This window comes from Streptomyces sp. WMMB 322 (assembly GCF_900090145.1).
Taxonomy (GTDB): domain Bacteria; phylum Actinomycetota; class Actinomycetes; order Streptomycetales; family Streptomycetaceae; genus Streptomyces.
This window is the reverse complement of sequence record NZ_FMHI01000013.1, coordinates 30,966-43,728: the sequence shown is the minus strand read 5'-3', so window position 1 is coordinate 43,728 and position 12,763 is coordinate 30,966. Positions and strand designations below refer to the sequence as shown.

Sequence of the window (12,763 nt, the reverse complement as noted above, 5' to 3'; positions counted from 1 at the left end):
GCCGGTGCGCCCCGGGACGGGGGCGGTCAGGGCCGGCCGGAGGTGCCCGCAGGGCACGCCGCTCAGAGGCCGGGCAAGGAGCCCGTTCCCCGCCCGTTCCACGGACCCGACGGGAGCCACCCGATGGCACACACGACGCGCAGCGCCCCCGGCCACGCCCGCACCGGTGCCGCCTCCGCAGTCGCACCGATGAGGGCGCCGTTGGCGATCTACCTCAACGACCACCTCTTCGGGGCCACCCTCGGGAGCGAACTCGCGCGCCGCGTGGCGAAGCAGCACGCGATGTCCGCCGCGGGAGCGACGCTGGTCCGCCTGGCCGACGAGATCGCACAGGACCGGGCCACACTGCTGCTGATCATGCGGGACCTGGGCGTACCGGTGCGCCGGTACAAGATGGGCGCCGGCTGGCTGCTGGAGAAGGCGGGCAGAACCAAGACGAACGGCTTCCTCGTGCGGCGGGCCCCGCTCAGCAGCGTCATCGAACTGGAGAACCTGCGCCTCGGGGTCGAGGGGAAGCGGCTGATGTGGCTGGCGCTGCGCGCGATGGGAGGCCCGCAGTCATCCGTCCTCGACGACGAGCAGCTGAGCCGGCTCCTCGACCGGGCGCAGGAGCAGTCCGCCACCCTGGAGGAGCTGCGGCTCAGGGCAGCGGCGGACGTTCTCTCCCGGTACTGAACGCCGCTCCGCGACCACCGGCGGATTCGCTTCACCCGTCGCGGCCGTGACCCCGGTCCAACCACCGGGCCGCCGCACGGGCCGAACCGCCGTGCTGGGCCCTCGCGTTGGGCCCTCGCGTTGGGCCCTCGCATCGCGCCGGCGCGTCGCGCCTTCGGCGACGGCTCTCCGGCGGTGTCACTCCCGCTTCGCCGGGGGCGGCGGCGGGGCGGGTGCGCCCCGGGGAGGTGCGATCTTCGCGTGGCCCGCGCCGGTACCCGTGGACTGTGCCGGGAGCTTCCCGGCGGCTCCGTCCGCCGCCGGCGCGTCTCCCTCGTCCTGCTGCGGCGGCAGCAGGGCGTCGCGGCGGGCCCCGGGATCCCAGCCGCGTTCGACGACCCGTTTCTGCACCAGCACCGCACCGCTCAGCACGAGCCCACCGATGAGCAGCATCAGCACGACGCCGGCGGCCTCGCCCGCCTTGGCGGCGTTGCCGATGAGGGTTCCGAACCACCCGAAGTCCGCATCCCCGAACGTCGTGTTCTCCTCGCCGAAGGCGCCGAGCACCTTCAGCAGCAGCGCGGGCAGGAAGGTGATCAGCACCCCGTTGAGGAAGGCGCCGATGACCGCTCCGCGGCGTCCGCCCGTCGCGTTGCCGTAGACGCCGGCCGCGCCGCCGGTGAAGAAGTGCGGCACGAGGCCCGGCAGTACGAGCGCGAGGCCGAAGGCGGGCCCGAAGACGGCGGTGAGCAGTCCGAGCGAGGCGAGGCCCCCGGTGAAGCTGGCGACGAACCCGATCAGTACGGCGTTCTGCGCGTAGGGGAAGACCATCGGCGCGTCCAGCGAGGGCACCGCACCGGGAACGACCTTCGAGGCGATCCCCTGGAAGGCGGGGACGAGTTCGCCGAGGATCGTGCGGACGCCGAAGAGGATGACGGCGACGGAGATGCCGAACTGCAGACCCTGCATGACGGCGCTCATCACATAGTTGCCCACGTCGCTCGCCGCCTCTCCCCCGCCGGCCGCGAACACCTTGAACGCGGCCTTCTCGCCCGCCCCCGCCAGGTGGACCAGCGCCATCACGACGTAGATCAGCAGCATGGACAGGGCGGTGGCGACCATCGAGTCGCGCAGGAAGCGCAGTCCCTCGGGCAGGTTCATCTCCTCGGTGCTGCGGCTGCGCCGCCCGAAGAGCTGACCGGCCGCGCCCGCGGTGACGTAGCCGGCGGTGCCGAAGTGCCCCATGGCGATGCTGTTGTTGCCGGTGATGCGCTTCGTCCACGGGTGCGCGAAGGCCGGCATGGAGACGAGCATGACGGCCAGCAGCACGCCGCCGACGAGGACGACCACGGGCGACGTGAGTCCGGCCGTGGCCAGCACCATCGTGATCAGCGTGGCCATGAACAGAATGTGATGGCCGGTCAGGAAGACGTAGCGCAGCGGCGTGAAGCGCGCCAGCAGCAGACTCAGCGCGAACCCGGTGATCATCAGCCAGGCGACGCGGGCACCGAACTGTTCCTGCGCGATTCCGACGATCGCCTCGTTGGTCGGGATGACGCCGTGCGCGCCGGTCGAGCCCTGGATCATCTCCCCCAGCGGCGCGAGGGAGTCGACGACGAGGCCGGCGCCGGCGCTGATCAGCAGGAAGCCGAGAGCCGCCTTGATGGCGCCTCCGACGACCTGCCCGGCGGGCTTCCGCAGCGCGATGAGGCCGGTGGCCGTGATCAGCCCGATCAGAAACGGAGGCCGGCTGAGGATCTCGTTCACGAGGAACTCAGCGGTGGAGATGAGCGGGCCCATGGGTGCCGCCTGCTCCCTTCCCGTCGTCAGACGTCGTAGGTGTCGCGGAGAGCACCGTCGACCTCGGCGGTGCTGGTGAAGTCCTCGATGATCCGGACGGGGACGCTGATGCCCGCCAGGGCCGAGGCGATCTCGCGTGAGGTGAAGACGGCGACGGCCTCGGACGCCTTGCCCTTCGCCGAGACGGTGTCGGTCGCCTCGACGGTCACGTGGGTGCTCCAGCCCCAGTGCTGGAGCACCTGCTCCAGGGTGTTCTTCAGGAACAGGCTCGTGCCGAGCCCGTTGCCGCACACCGTGAGGATCTTGTGCACGCCGGCCGCGCCGCTCCGCCGTGCCGTCGTGCCGGCGCCCCCCGCGTCCTCCTCGCCCACGCGGCTGCCGGTCTCGGAGCTGCCGGTCTCGGAACTCCCGGTCTCGGAACTCCCGGCCTCGGAGCTGCCGGTCTCGGAACTGCCGTTCTCGGAAGTCCCGGTCTCTGAGCCGGCATCACCTGGCCGGCCGGCGAGCACGGCCAGCAGCGCGTCCGGTGTGGCGGCCTCCTTCAGGGCCCGCGCGGTCGCCGGGTCGGCCAGGAGTCTCGCCAGCCCGGCCAGCGCTGCCCGGTGGGCGTCCTGGTCCTCGGCGGCGAGTCCGACGACCAGCTCCACGGGGTCGTTGGACTCGTGCCCGAACTCCACGGGTCCGGCGAGCCGCACCCATGACATCCCGGTTCTCAGCACCGCGGGTGACGGACGGGCGTGCGCGAGCGCGAAGCCGGGTGCGATGACGATGTACGGGCCGTTCTCCTCGACGTTCCGGATCATCTCCGCGGTGTAGTCGGCGGTGCCTGTCCCCGTCCGTGCCATCAGCTCGCCGGCGAGCCGCACGGCCGCGCGCCAGTCCTCCGCCTCGGCGTCCAGCAGCACGGCGTCACTGGGGAGGAGTTCGCTCACTGTCGCCATGAGCGGATGGTTGCACGTTCACCGAACTGGGGAAGCGGCGGGTCCGGCAGACGGAACTCCCCTCCCGGGAGGCCGCTTCAGCGGGCCCGCCAGCCCGTCCAGCGTTCGACGGCGATCTCCACGACCGGCCCCTGCGGCGGTGCGGGCCCGTACTGGCGCACGTACCTCTGCGCGAGCAGCTCCGCGTACGCGGAGGACGCCGGTGAACCCCCGGCGGGCGGCAGGACGCGCCCCTTGCCGTCGGCCCGCGCCCACCACAGCCGCTCCCAGTCCTCGCCGTATGAATCGACGAGGAGTGAAACGGCGGGATTGGACCGGATGTTGGCGAGGCGCTTCAGCCGGTGGGACCGCTTCGGCTTGTGGTCGACGGCGAAGACGACGACGTCTCCCGTCATGGCGAAGGTGACGGGGACGAGGTGCGGACGCCCGCCCGCGTCGGCGGTGGCCAGGACGGCCGACCGTGCCTGGGCGAAGCGTTCGCGCGCCTCGTCACCCGTCATGTCCGGCATGCCGCGCGGCCCCTCAGCCGAATCGTCCGGCGAGGGCCGCGAGCCGGTCGAGCACCTCGAGCGACTCCCCTTCCGGACGCGTCGGCAGATACAGCAGCAGCCGCTCCACGCCCGCGTTCGCGTATCCCTCGACCGTCGCCGGGTCGTCAGCCGCGCCGTACACCGTCACCGGGACCTCCCGGCCGGCCTTCGCGCGCATCCGCTGGATCTGCGGGCCGAGTTCCTCGGGCGAGACGCGGTTCGCGAGCCACGCGTCTCCCAGGGCGGCGATCCGGTCGAAGGCGCCCTCCCCTCCGCCGACGTAGACGGGCGGGTGCGGCTTCTGCACGGGCTTCGGATACGACCACACGGGGTCGAAGTCAACGAACTCGCCGTGGAATTCGGCCTTTTCGGCCGTCCACAGCTCACGGATCGCGCGCAGCCGCTCGTCGGCGAGGCGGCCCCGAGTCGACGGGTCGGTCCCGTGGTTCTCCATCTCCTCGCGGTTCCAGCCGACGCCGACGCCGAAGACCGCCCGCCCCGCTGAGACCAGGTCCAGCGACGCCACTTCCTTCGCCGTGATGATGGGGTCCCGCTGCGCGATCAGCGCGATGCCGGTGCCCAGCAGCAGCCGGTCGGTGACCGCCGCCGCCGCGCTCAGCGCGACGAAGGGGTCGAGGGTGCGGTAGTAGATCTCCGGCAGGTCGCCGCCCCCGGGATAGGGCGAGCGGCGCTCCACGGGGATGTGGGTGTGTTCGGCGATGAGCAGCGAGTCGAACCCGCGTTCCTCGACGGCGCGGCCGAGGGCGGCGGGGGCGATTCCCTGATCGGTGATGAAGGTCGATACGCCGAATTTCACGGTGGTTGTTTCCCTTCCGTTCGCGTCGCTCGTGCTGCGCGCGTGCGGTGACTCCTTCGGACGGCGGATGTACCCGCAATCACGCCGTTCACAACAGCGCTTCGGGCGGCGGCGATCTTCCCGGAGGCGCGAACGGGCCTGTTTCCGCCGTGGTGGGCACCCGTGCGCGGTGTCCGTCCGCAGGAAGGAGCCGCGGTGAGCGGGAAGCCCAGGAAGAGCACGAAGGACGCCAGGACCAGGACGAAGGGCTCCGGTACCGGGAAGAACGCTGCGCGGGGCGGCGGGAGCACGGCGGCGGGCAAGGGCGGGCAGGCCGGGAAGAGGGGCGCGAGCGGCGGGCCGGATCCGCTCAGGCGCTACCGGGAGAAGCGTCACTTCGCCACGACGGGCGAACCCCGCGGCGCCGGCACCGAACCGTCGGGGGGCGGCGGCGGCTTCGTCGTGCAGATCCACGACGCGAGCACCATGCATTTCGACTTCCGCCTGGAGGTGGAGGGAGTGCTGAAGTCCTGGTCGGTCCCGAAGGGCCCCTCGCCCGACCCGCGCGAGAAGCGCCTGGCGATGCCGACGGAGGATCACCCGCTGGAGTACCGGGACTTCGAGGGTGTCGTCCCGACCGGAGAGTACGGAGCGGGCACCGTCATCATCTGGGACGAGGGCACCTACCGGCCGCTCTCGGAGAACTTCGCGGAGGCCCTCCGGCACGGTCACGCGACGTTCTGGCTGGAGGGCAGGAAGCTGCGCGGCGGTTACGCGCTCACGCGCTTCCGCGGCGGCGGGGACGAGGGCCGTGAGGCGTGGCTGCTGGTGAAGGAGGCCGACGCCCGTGCGGCGCACGACGGCGGCACCCCCGATCCGCTCCGGGCGCGCTCGGCGCGCACCAGGCGCACGCTGAAGCAGGTGGCGGCGGAGGAAGGGACCGCCTGAGCGGCCCGGTGCCGGAGGGGGCCTGACCGCGGCGGCGCCCCGGACCGGTCACGAGATTCTCGGGTACGGGAATTTTCCGCCGTCCCGGTCTCACGTCCGGGGCTCCCGCGACGTCTTCCTCGTGTGGACCGGAAGAATCGGCCACGCACGGAAGGGAGCGGGACGATGACAGCACAGACACGCGCCGGGCACGCGGGCGGCACGACCGGCACGGGGAACGTCAGGCACACCGTTGCCAGCTCGCCGCTGGGTCCGCTCACGCTCGTCGCCGACGGCGAGGCACTGACCGGTGTCTACTTCGAGAACCATCTGCGCGGCCCGTCCCCCGAGCGGCTGGGACGGCGCGACGCGGAGGGCTTCGACGAGGCGCTGCGGCAGCTCGAGGAGTACTTCGCGGGCGAACGGCGGCGCTTCGACCTTCCCCTCGCACCGCGCGGAGAGCCCTTCCAGCAGCGGGTGTGGGGCCTGCTGAAGGAGATCCCCTACGGCGAGACGCGCTCGTACGGTGTGCTGGCCCGTGAGCTGGGCGACCGGAGGCTCGCACAGGCCGTCGGTGCCGCCAACGGCCGCAATCCGCTCTCGGTGATCGTGCCCTGCCACCGCGTCGTCGGTGCCGACGGCGCCCTGACGGGTTACGCGGGCGGCCTGGAGCGCAAACGGCTGCTGCTGGAGCTGGAGGGGGCGGCGTCGGTCACGCGGACGGCGCGGCTCTTCTGAGGGCCTGCCCTCCCGGCCTCCCCCGGCAGGAGCCGGGGCCGCGAACCGCCTACGGGGTGTGAGAGTGACCTTGAGACCTTTCGAGCAGATCGTCACCGAGTACGGGCCCATGGTGCTGCGGGTGTGCCGGGCCGTCCTCGGACCGGTGGACGCGGAGGACGCCTGGTCGGAGACGTTCCTGGCGGCGCTGAAGGCGTATCCGCGGCTGCCGGAGGACGCCCGCGTCGAGGCGTGGCTGGTCACCATCGCCCACCGCAAGGCCATCGACGTGGCGAGGGCCGGCTCACGCCGTCCCGTCGCCGTCGCAGAGGTCCCCGAGCCCGGGACGGCTTCCGCGACCGGGGGCGCGGACGAGGTGCAGGAGTGGGAGCGCGAGACGGAGTTGTGGGACGCGCTGAAGGCGCTGCCGCAGCGCCAGCGCGCCGCGGTCGCGTACCACTATCTGGCCGGTCTGCCCTACCGGGAGATCGCCGCCATCACCGGCGGCAGCACCGATGCGGCACGCAGGGCCGCGGCCGACGGCATCAAATCCCTGCGCAGAAGCTGTTCACGCCGTACGGAGGAGAGAGGCGAGAAGCGATGACGACTCCCGCGGACCCGGCGCCGGGCACGACTGGCGCACTCGACGCGTCCACCGCGTCCGGCACCTCCGGCACCGCCGCCCCCGGCGACGGCGGCCTCGTCCGAATGCTCGGCGACGCGGTCGACGCCGGAGCGGCGGCCCAGGAGCGCCTCCACTCCCGTCTGGTGGACCGCGCGGAGCGCGACCGGCTCCTGGACGTCGCCTACAGCACCATGGAGACCCCCGTCGGTTCCCTGCTGCTCGCCGCCACGGAGGAGGGCCTGATCCGCGTCGCGTACGACGTGCAGGGCCACGACGCCGCGCTGGCGGACCTCGCCGAGCGGGTGAGCCCGCGTGTGCTGCGGGCGCCCGGCCGCCTGGCGCAGGCCGTGCGGCAGATCGAGGAGTACTTCGACGGGCGGCGCACCCGCTTCGAACTCGCCCTGGACCTGCGGCTGACGAAGGGATTCCGGCGTGAGGTGATCACGCATCTGCCAGGCATCGGCTACGGCCGCACCGAGAGCTACGCACAGGTGGCGGCCGCGGCGGGCAGCCCGCGGGCGGTCCGCGCCGTCGGCACCGCGTGCGCGACCAATCCGCTGCCGGTCGTCATCCCCTGTCACCGGGTGGTCCGTTCGGACGGTTCCGCGGGCGGCTACGCCGGCGGGCCGGAGGCCAAGTCGACGCTGCTGCGTCTGGAGGCGGCGGCCTGACGGCGCCTGTGCTCCGCAGGCGCCGGGCCGGGCGGGCGTTCCGTTCCCCGCTTCCGTGAATCTCATCCCGGGTTCGCTTCCGCGGTGTCCGCCGAGTGCCCCGGACGGCGTGCCGATGGCTCACCGCCGGGTCAGTGGGCACCCTTGAACCACCGGCCACGACGCCGGAGTCGCACCCGCGCCCCCGCACACCCGAGGAGCAGCATCACCATGGTTCAGGAGCGCACCGGCAGCCCGCACGGGCAGGGCGGGCCCGCCGCCAAGGTCGCCGTCGTCACCGGGTCGGAGTCCGGCATCGGCAGGGCCACGGCCCTGGCACTGGCGCGGGACGGCTTCGACATCGGCGTCACCTGGTTCGCGGACGAGGCGGACGCGCAGCGCACGGCCGAGGAGGTGCGCGGCCACGGGCGGAGTGCTCAGGTGCGCCACCTGGACCTGACGCGGCTGCCCGGACCGGAGTCCGTGATCGACGAATTCGCGGACGCCCTGGGCGGTTTGGACGTGCTCGTCAACGCCGCCGGGGACAACCGGGCCGCTCCCTTCACCGAGATGGCCTTCGAGGACTTCCGCCATGTGATGCAGGTGGACCTGGAGGGGCCGTTCCTGCTGAGCCAGCGGGCCGCCCGCCGCATGATCGGTCAGGGAAGGGGCGGCCGCATCATCAACATCACCTCGGTGCACGAGCACACCCCTCTGCCGTCGTCGGCCGCGTACAACACCGCCAAGCACGGTCTGGGCGGGCTGACGAAGTCGATGGCTCTGGAACTCGCCGAGCACGGAGTCACGGTGAACGCCGTCGCCCCGGGACTGATCGCCACCCGCATGTCCGGCCTGGAAGGCGCCGACGTGCACACCGTGCACCGCGCGGCGCTGCCGGTGGCCCGCCCGGGCGACCCGCGCGAGATCGCCTCCCTCGTCGCGTGGCTGGCCTCCGACGCCGCGGCCTACGCCACGGGGCAGTCGTATCCCGTCGACGGCGGATTCCTCATCGCCAACCCGCAGTTCACGACCAGCGACCTCGGCGCCGGCGAAGGCACACCGTGAGCCTTCGGGCCCGTCCGCTCAGCCCCGTGAGCGTTCGTCGACGACGCGGCGGATCTTGCCGACCGAGCGCTCCAGTGTCTCCGGCTCGACGGTCTCGACGTCGACGCTCAGCCCGATCCCGTCCTTGACTGCCCTGGCGACGGACCGCGCCGCCTCCTCGCACCGTTCCGGCGCCGTTCCGGGCCGGGACTCGACGCGCACCGTCATGTGGTCGAGGCGTCCGCGGGTGCTCAGCCGCAGCTGGAAGTGCGGTGCGAGCCCCTCGGTGCGCAGCAGGATCTCCTCGACCTGGCTGGGGAAGATGTTGACGCCGCGGAGAATGATCATGTCGTCGCAGCGACGGGTGACCTTCTCCATGCGGCGGAAGGCGGGGCGTGCGGTGCCGGGCAGCAGCCGGGTCAGGTCCCGGGTGCGGTAGCGGATGACCGGCATGGCCTCCTTGTTGAGGGAGGTGAAGACCAACTCCCCTTCCTCGCCGGCTCCTTGGAGCACGTCGGTGACGGGGTCGACGATCTCCGGGAAGAACTGGTCCTCCCAGATGTGCAGTCCGTCCTTGGTCTCCACGCACTCCTGCGCGACGCCGGGGCCGATCACCTCGGACAGGCCGTATATGTCGACGGCGTGGATGCCCAGGCGCTCCTCGATCTCGGCGCGCATCTCCTCCGTCCACGGCTCGGCGCCGAAGATGCCCGTCCTGAGCGAGGTGCTGCGCGGATCGACGCCCTGGCGCTCGAACTCGTCCAGCAGCGTGAGCATGTAGGACGGGGTGACCATGATGATCTCGGGTTCGAAGTCCTGGATGAGCTGCACCTGCCGGGCGGTCATGCCCCCGGAGACGGGGATGACGGTGCAGCCGGCGCGTTCCGCTCCGTAGTGCGCGCCGAGCCCTCCGGTGAACAGGCCGTATCCGTAGGCGACATGGACCTTGTGGCCGGGCCGGCCGCCCGCCGCACGGATCGACCGGGCGACCATGTCCGCCCACATCGAGATGTCGTTCTCGGTGTAACCCACCACGGTGGGACGCCCGGTGGTGCCGCTGGAGGCGTGAATGCGGCGCACGTCCGCCATGGGCACGGCGAACATCCCGAACGGGTACGTCTCCCGCAGATCGGCCTTGGTGGTGAACGGAAAGCGGGCGAGGTCCTCCAGGCTGCGGCAGTCCTCAGGACGCACGCCGGCGGCGTCGAACTTCCTTCTGTAGAGCTCGACTTCGTTGTAGGCGGTGCGCAAGGTCCGCTGGAGCCGGGTCAGTTGGTACTCGCGCAGTTCGTCGGCGCCCATCCGCTCGCCGGCGTCGAGCAGCCGCGCGGGCAGCGCCTCGCCGGGTGCGCGCGGTGTGCGGCCGGAAGCCGGCATCTGGCTCGTCGTCATCGGGGGTCCTCCACGCGCCCAACGGTGCGGCTGCGGCCGCGGAATTCGGCTATGACCTCGCCGTCGCGCAGGACGCTCACGTCGTAGATCCCGCTGCGGCCGTATGTGGTGCGCTCCTCGGCGAGCGCCGTGAGCGTATCGCCTTCCCTGGCCGGCCGGACGAAGGAGATGTCGGCGCCGGAGGCCACGGTGACCGGACCGTGGCTGTTGCAGGCACAGGCGAAGGCCGTGTCGGCGAGGAGGAAGATGTAGCCGCCGTGTGCGATGCCGTGCCCGTTGACCATGGACGCGGTCACCGTCATGCGCAGCTTCGCGGCGCCGTCCGCGGCCTCCATCAGCGTGATCCCGAGGCCCCGTGAGGCCTGGTCCGCGGCGAACATCGCGTGCGCCGCCCCGTCGCTCATGGCTTGCGTCATGCGTTCCACGCTCTCGTACTCGTTCCGCCGACCGACCATTCGGTCACATCGAGGCGCGGTCCAGTAATCCAGCATCGCCGACCGGCTGTCAAGGGCCTGGCCCCGCACGGCCGTGGGCCGGCGGACGCGGCGGGGGGAGGCTTCGCTGAGGCGTCGCCGGCTAACTCTGGCCCTGGCCGCCTGCCCGTTCCGCCAGCGACGCGGCGAGCTCCTCCAGGTCCTCGGCCGCCCACTTGGGCCGCGACATCGTCTCCGGGTAGTGGACGGCGCCGCGCCGCAGCCAGGCACCGGCGAGCCCGGCGCGCTGCGCCCCGTCGACGTCCCACGGATGCACCGCGACGAGCAGCGCCTCGCCCGGCCGCACGCCCGCCCTGCGCACTGCGTACCGGTACGCGTCGGGCGCCGGCTTCCAGCAGCGCGGGCCGCTCACGCTCAGCAGCGCGTCGAACTGGTCGCGCACTCCGGCGCGTTTGAGCAGCCCGTCGGTCATTTCCGGCGAACCGTTGGTCATCGTCACCAGCCGGAAGCCCGCTCGGCGCAGCGCGTGGACGCCGGCCGGGACGTCGGGATGCACCGGGAGCCGGTCCATGCCGTCGAGGATGTGCCGGGCCGCCTCGTCGGCCTCGTCGGGGCCGCGGGCGTCCAACTCGGCGAGCAGCGCGCGCAGTCCGTCCCGGGCGATGTCGGCGAAGTCCGCGTATGCGCCCGCGGCCGCCAGCGCGAAGCCGTCACGCAGCACCCCTGCGAACCACGTCCGCATGAGGCCCGCGGGAGCGCCGACCTCTTCGAAGCGCTCCTGCAGCGGCGTCATGTCGCTGAGCGTCTCGTTGACGTCGAAGACGATCGCCTTGAGCTGATGGCCGGACGGCGGCGGGGGGACCGAGTCCGGCTCGTGGGGCTCGGATTGTTCCGGGGGCATGTTCCGCAAGATACCCGCAGGCCCGCCAACTGCGGGGCGCCACGGGTGAATCGTGTGTGACGGGCACGCGCCGGTCGGACCTCCCGGTGCGTCTGCGGCGGAGCCGGGCCTTTCAGGACGGGACCAACTCGCCCGGCGTGACGGGTTCGTCGCGAACGCGAAGCAAGCACGGACTCGCGGGCAGCGACGCGACCTGCGCCTTCCGGGCGGAGAGCCACCGCGGCGAAACCGGCCTCATACGGCACGCTTGGGTCACGGACCGGCACGCGGACGAGCCGGCCGGCCGATGGCGCGAAGGGATGCGGGAGATGTTCGAGGCAGGAGACATCCGCGAGTGGCGGGACCGTGACGTGGTCGACCCCGGTGGCAGCAAGATCGGCAAGCTCGAGGCCGTCTACGTCGACACCCGCACCGATCAGCCCTTCTTCGCCACCCTCACCACGGGGATGCCCACGCGGCGCAGGCTGGTCTTCGTGCCGCTGACCGGGGCGACGGTGGGCCCGGAGTACGTACGGGTCGCCTACGACAAGAACGCCGTGCGCTCCGCCCCCTCGATCGAGACGGACGGCGAGCTGCCGGCGGAGGACGAGGCCGCCGTCTTCGAGCACTACGAGCTGGAGTACGAGACGGGCGCATCCGGCGAGCGCCGGCTCGCACGCCGCTGACCCCGGTGCCCCCTCCCGGCAGGTTCGCCCCCCGTCGCGACACCCGGCACGCACTCCCCCGGCCTCCGGCCCGGGGTGCCCCGCGCGGTGTCGGCCGCAAGCCCCGGCAGGTCCGCCAGGAGGACTTCCGGCCGCCTTGCGATCACGCGCACCGGCTGCGGCTCCCTGACGGGCCGGCCCTGCCGGTCGCGGCACTAGAGTCGGGACCATGGCTGCAGACGCAGGGACCGTGCGGGTCGATGTGTGGATCTGGTCGGTACGGCTCACCAAGACCCGCTCGGCGGCCGCGTCCGCCTGCCGGGCGGGCCATGTCCGCGTGAACGGCGAACGCGTCAAGCCCGCCCATCCGCTGCGCCCGGGCGACCGGGTGCGGGTGCGCAACGCGGGGCGTGAACGGGTGGTGGTGGTCTCACGCATCATCCGCAAGCGGGTCGGTGCGCCTGTCGCCGTGGAGTGCTACTCCGATCACAGCCCGCCCCCGCCGCCGCGTGAGGCGGTCGCCCCGGCCGGGCGCCGGGACCGCGGAGCGGGGCGCCCGACGAAGCGCGACCGCCGCGAGATGGAGCGGCTGCGCGGGATGGACGGCGGTCCGCGCGGCGGCACCTCGTGAGCCGCCGGACTGCCCGGCCCGTCCCGGTACTGCCCTCCGGCCGGCCCGCACGGCGCCCGTGACCGCCCGTCGGTGAC

At 72.6% G+C, this 12,763-nt stretch carries 15 protein-coding genes; 8 read left to right on the top strand and 7 right to left on the bottom strand.

Going from position 1 to position 12,763, the window contains the following annotated elements; genetic code table 11:
* The first annotated feature begins 123 nt into the window (after positions 1-123).
* The gene (locus H180DRAFT_RS19990; RefSeq protein ID WP_254666091.1) at positions 124-675 is read left to right on the top strand and encodes a hypothetical protein; all 552 of its coding nucleotides are present in this window, start codon (positions 124-126) and stop codon (positions 673-675) included.
* Between the two features lie 177 nt (positions 676-852).
* Here H180DRAFT_RS19990 and H180DRAFT_RS19985 read toward each other — a convergent pair whose 3' ends face one another.
* The 4 genes from H180DRAFT_RS19985 to H180DRAFT_RS19970 all read right to left on the bottom strand — a co-directional run bounded on the left by H180DRAFT_RS19985 (position 853) and on the right by H180DRAFT_RS19970 (position 4,742).
* Entirely contained in the window at positions 853-2,454 is a 1,602-nt protein-coding gene (locus H180DRAFT_RS19985; RefSeq protein WP_055487468.1) for a PTS ascorbate transporter subunit IIC, read from the bottom strand.
* Between the two features lie 26 nt (positions 2,455-2,480).
* The gene (locus tag H180DRAFT_RS19980; protein WP_055487467.1) at positions 2,481-3,395 is read right to left on the bottom strand and encodes a PTS sugar transporter subunit IIAB; all 915 of its coding nucleotides are present in this window, start codon (positions 3,393-3,395) and stop codon (positions 2,481-2,483) included.
* 77 nt (positions 3,396-3,472) lie between these two features.
* Positions 3,473-3,904: a TIGR03668 family PPOX class F420-dependent oxidoreductase gene (locus H180DRAFT_RS19975; protein WP_055487466.1), complete on the bottom strand. Its 432-nt coding sequence runs from the start codon at positions 3,902-3,904 to the stop codon at positions 3,473-3,475.
* Between the two features lie 13 nt (positions 3,905-3,917).
* Positions 3,918-4,742 carry an LLM class F420-dependent oxidoreductase gene (locus H180DRAFT_RS19970; RefSeq protein WP_055487465.1) on the bottom strand — a complete coding sequence of 275 codons (825 nt, stop codon included), beginning with the start codon at positions 4,740-4,742 and terminating at the stop codon, positions 3,918-3,920.
* A 195-nt stretch (positions 4,743-4,937) separates the two neighbouring features.
* Between H180DRAFT_RS19970 and H180DRAFT_RS19965 the strand changes: the two genes are divergently transcribed.
* The 5 genes from H180DRAFT_RS19965 to H180DRAFT_RS19945 all read left to right on the top strand — a co-directional run bounded on the left by H180DRAFT_RS19965 (position 4,938) and on the right by H180DRAFT_RS19945 (position 8,705).
* Positions 4,938-5,669, top strand: a complete 732-nt coding sequence (locus tag H180DRAFT_RS19965; RefSeq protein ID WP_079100253.1) for a DNA polymerase ligase N-terminal domain-containing protein — start codon at positions 4,938-4,940, stop codon at positions 5,667-5,669.
* A 165-nt stretch (positions 5,670-5,834) separates the two neighbouring features.
* Positions 5,835-6,386: a methylated-DNA--[protein]-cysteine S-methyltransferase gene (locus tag H180DRAFT_RS19960; protein ID WP_074466887.1), complete on the top strand. Its 552-nt coding sequence runs from the start codon at positions 5,835-5,837 to the stop codon at positions 6,384-6,386.
* Positions 6,387-6,450: 64 nt separating this feature from the next.
* Complete coding sequence (locus tag H180DRAFT_RS19955; RefSeq protein ID WP_055487464.1) at positions 6,451-6,969, top strand: RNA polymerase sigma factor; 519 nt, start codon at positions 6,451-6,453, stop codon at positions 6,967-6,969.
* Positions 6,966-7,661, top strand: a complete 696-nt coding sequence (locus tag H180DRAFT_RS19950; protein ID WP_254666090.1) for a methylated-DNA--[protein]-cysteine S-methyltransferase — start codon at positions 6,966-6,968, stop codon at positions 7,659-7,661. Before H180DRAFT_RS19955 ends, H180DRAFT_RS19950 begins: the two co-directional genes overlap by 4 nt.
* Before the next feature lie 210 nt (positions 7,662-7,871).
* Positions 7,872-8,705: an SDR family oxidoreductase gene (locus H180DRAFT_RS19945; protein ID WP_055487463.1), complete on the top strand. Its 834-nt coding sequence runs from the start codon at positions 7,872-7,874 to the stop codon at positions 8,703-8,705.
* 18 nt (positions 8,706-8,723) lie between these two features.
* Here H180DRAFT_RS19945 and paaK read toward each other — a convergent pair whose 3' ends face one another.
* The 3 genes from paaK to H180DRAFT_RS19930 all read right to left on the bottom strand — a co-directional run bounded on the left by paaK (position 8,724) and on the right by H180DRAFT_RS19930 (position 11,411).
* On the bottom strand, positions 8,724-10,076 hold the full coding sequence (gene paaK / locus H180DRAFT_RS19940; RefSeq protein WP_254666089.1) for a phenylacetate--CoA ligase PaaK: 1,353 nt from the start codon (positions 10,074-10,076) through the stop codon (positions 8,724-8,726).
* Entirely contained in the window at positions 10,073-10,492 is a 420-nt protein-coding gene (paaI, locus tag H180DRAFT_RS19935; protein ID WP_055487565.1) for a hydroxyphenylacetyl-CoA thioesterase PaaI, read from the bottom strand. The genes paaK and paaI overlap by 4 nt, the downstream gene beginning before the upstream one ends.
* Positions 10,493-10,652: 160 nt before the next feature.
* Positions 10,653-11,411, bottom strand: coding sequence for a haloacid dehalogenase type II (locus H180DRAFT_RS19930; protein WP_074466886.1), 759 nt, complete (start codon positions 11,409-11,411; stop codon positions 10,653-10,655).
* Positions 11,412-11,719: 308 nt separating this feature from the next.
* On the opposite strand from H180DRAFT_RS19930, the gene H180DRAFT_RS19925 reads away from it, so the two are divergent.
* Both H180DRAFT_RS19925 and H180DRAFT_RS19920 read left to right on the top strand, forming a co-directional pair.
* Positions 11,720-12,076 (top strand): PRC-barrel domain-containing protein, encoded by a 357-nt coding sequence (locus tag H180DRAFT_RS19925; RefSeq protein WP_055487563.1) that lies wholly within the window; start codon positions 11,720-11,722, stop codon positions 12,074-12,076.
* 208 nt (positions 12,077-12,284) lie between these two features.
* A complete protein-coding gene (locus H180DRAFT_RS19920; RefSeq protein ID WP_055487462.1) occupies positions 12,285-12,686 on the top strand; it encodes an RNA-binding S4 domain-containing protein in 402 nt (133 codons plus the stop codon).
* The last annotated feature ends 77 nt before the right edge of the window (positions 12,687-12,763 follow it).

What these genes read in the sequence shown, in the direction of transcription:
- H180DRAFT_RS19990 (WP_254666091.1), top strand. Translation starts at nt 124, where the DNA reads ATGGCACACACGACGCGCAGCGCCCCCGGCCACGCCCGCACCGGTGCC.
- H180DRAFT_RS19985 (WP_055487468.1), bottom strand. Translation starts at nt 2,454, where the DNA reads ATGGGCCCGCTCATCTCCACCGCTGAGTTCCTCGTGAACGAGATCCTC.
- H180DRAFT_RS19980 (WP_055487467.1), bottom strand. Translation starts at nt 3,395, where the DNA reads ATGGCGACAGTGAGCGAACTCCTCCCCAGTGACGCCGTGCTGCTGGAC.
- H180DRAFT_RS19975 (WP_055487466.1), bottom strand. Translation starts at nt 3,904, where the DNA reads ATGCCGGACATGACGGGTGACGAGGCGCGCGAACGCTTCGCCCAGGCA.
- H180DRAFT_RS19960 (WP_074466887.1), top strand. Translation starts at nt 5,835, where the DNA reads ATGACAGCACAGACACGCGCCGGGCACGCGGGCGGCACGACCGGCACG.
- H180DRAFT_RS19950 (WP_254666090.1), top strand. Translation starts at nt 6,966, where the DNA reads ATGACGACTCCCGCGGACCCGGCGCCGGGCACGACTGGCGCACTCGAC.
- H180DRAFT_RS19945 (WP_055487463.1), top strand. Translation starts at nt 7,872, where the DNA reads ATGGTTCAGGAGCGCACCGGCAGCCCGCACGGGCAGGGCGGGCCCGCC.
- paaK (WP_254666089.1), bottom strand. Translation starts at nt 10,076, where the DNA reads ATGACGACGAGCCAGATGCCGGCTTCCGGCCGCACACCGCGCGCACCC.
- paaI (WP_055487565.1), bottom strand. Translation starts at nt 10,492, where the DNA reads ATGACGCAAGCCATGAGCGACGGGGCGGCGCACGCGATGTTCGCCGCG.
- H180DRAFT_RS19930 (WP_074466886.1), bottom strand. Translation starts at nt 11,411, where the DNA reads ATGCCCCCGGAACAATCCGAGCCCCACGAGCCGGACTCGGTCCCCCCG.
- H180DRAFT_RS19925 (WP_055487563.1), top strand. Translation starts at nt 11,720, where the DNA reads ATGTTCGAGGCAGGAGACATCCGCGAGTGGCGGGACCGTGACGTGGTC.
- H180DRAFT_RS19920 (WP_055487462.1), top strand. Translation starts at nt 12,285, where the DNA reads ATGGCTGCAGACGCAGGGACCGTGCGGGTCGATGTGTGGATCTGGTCG.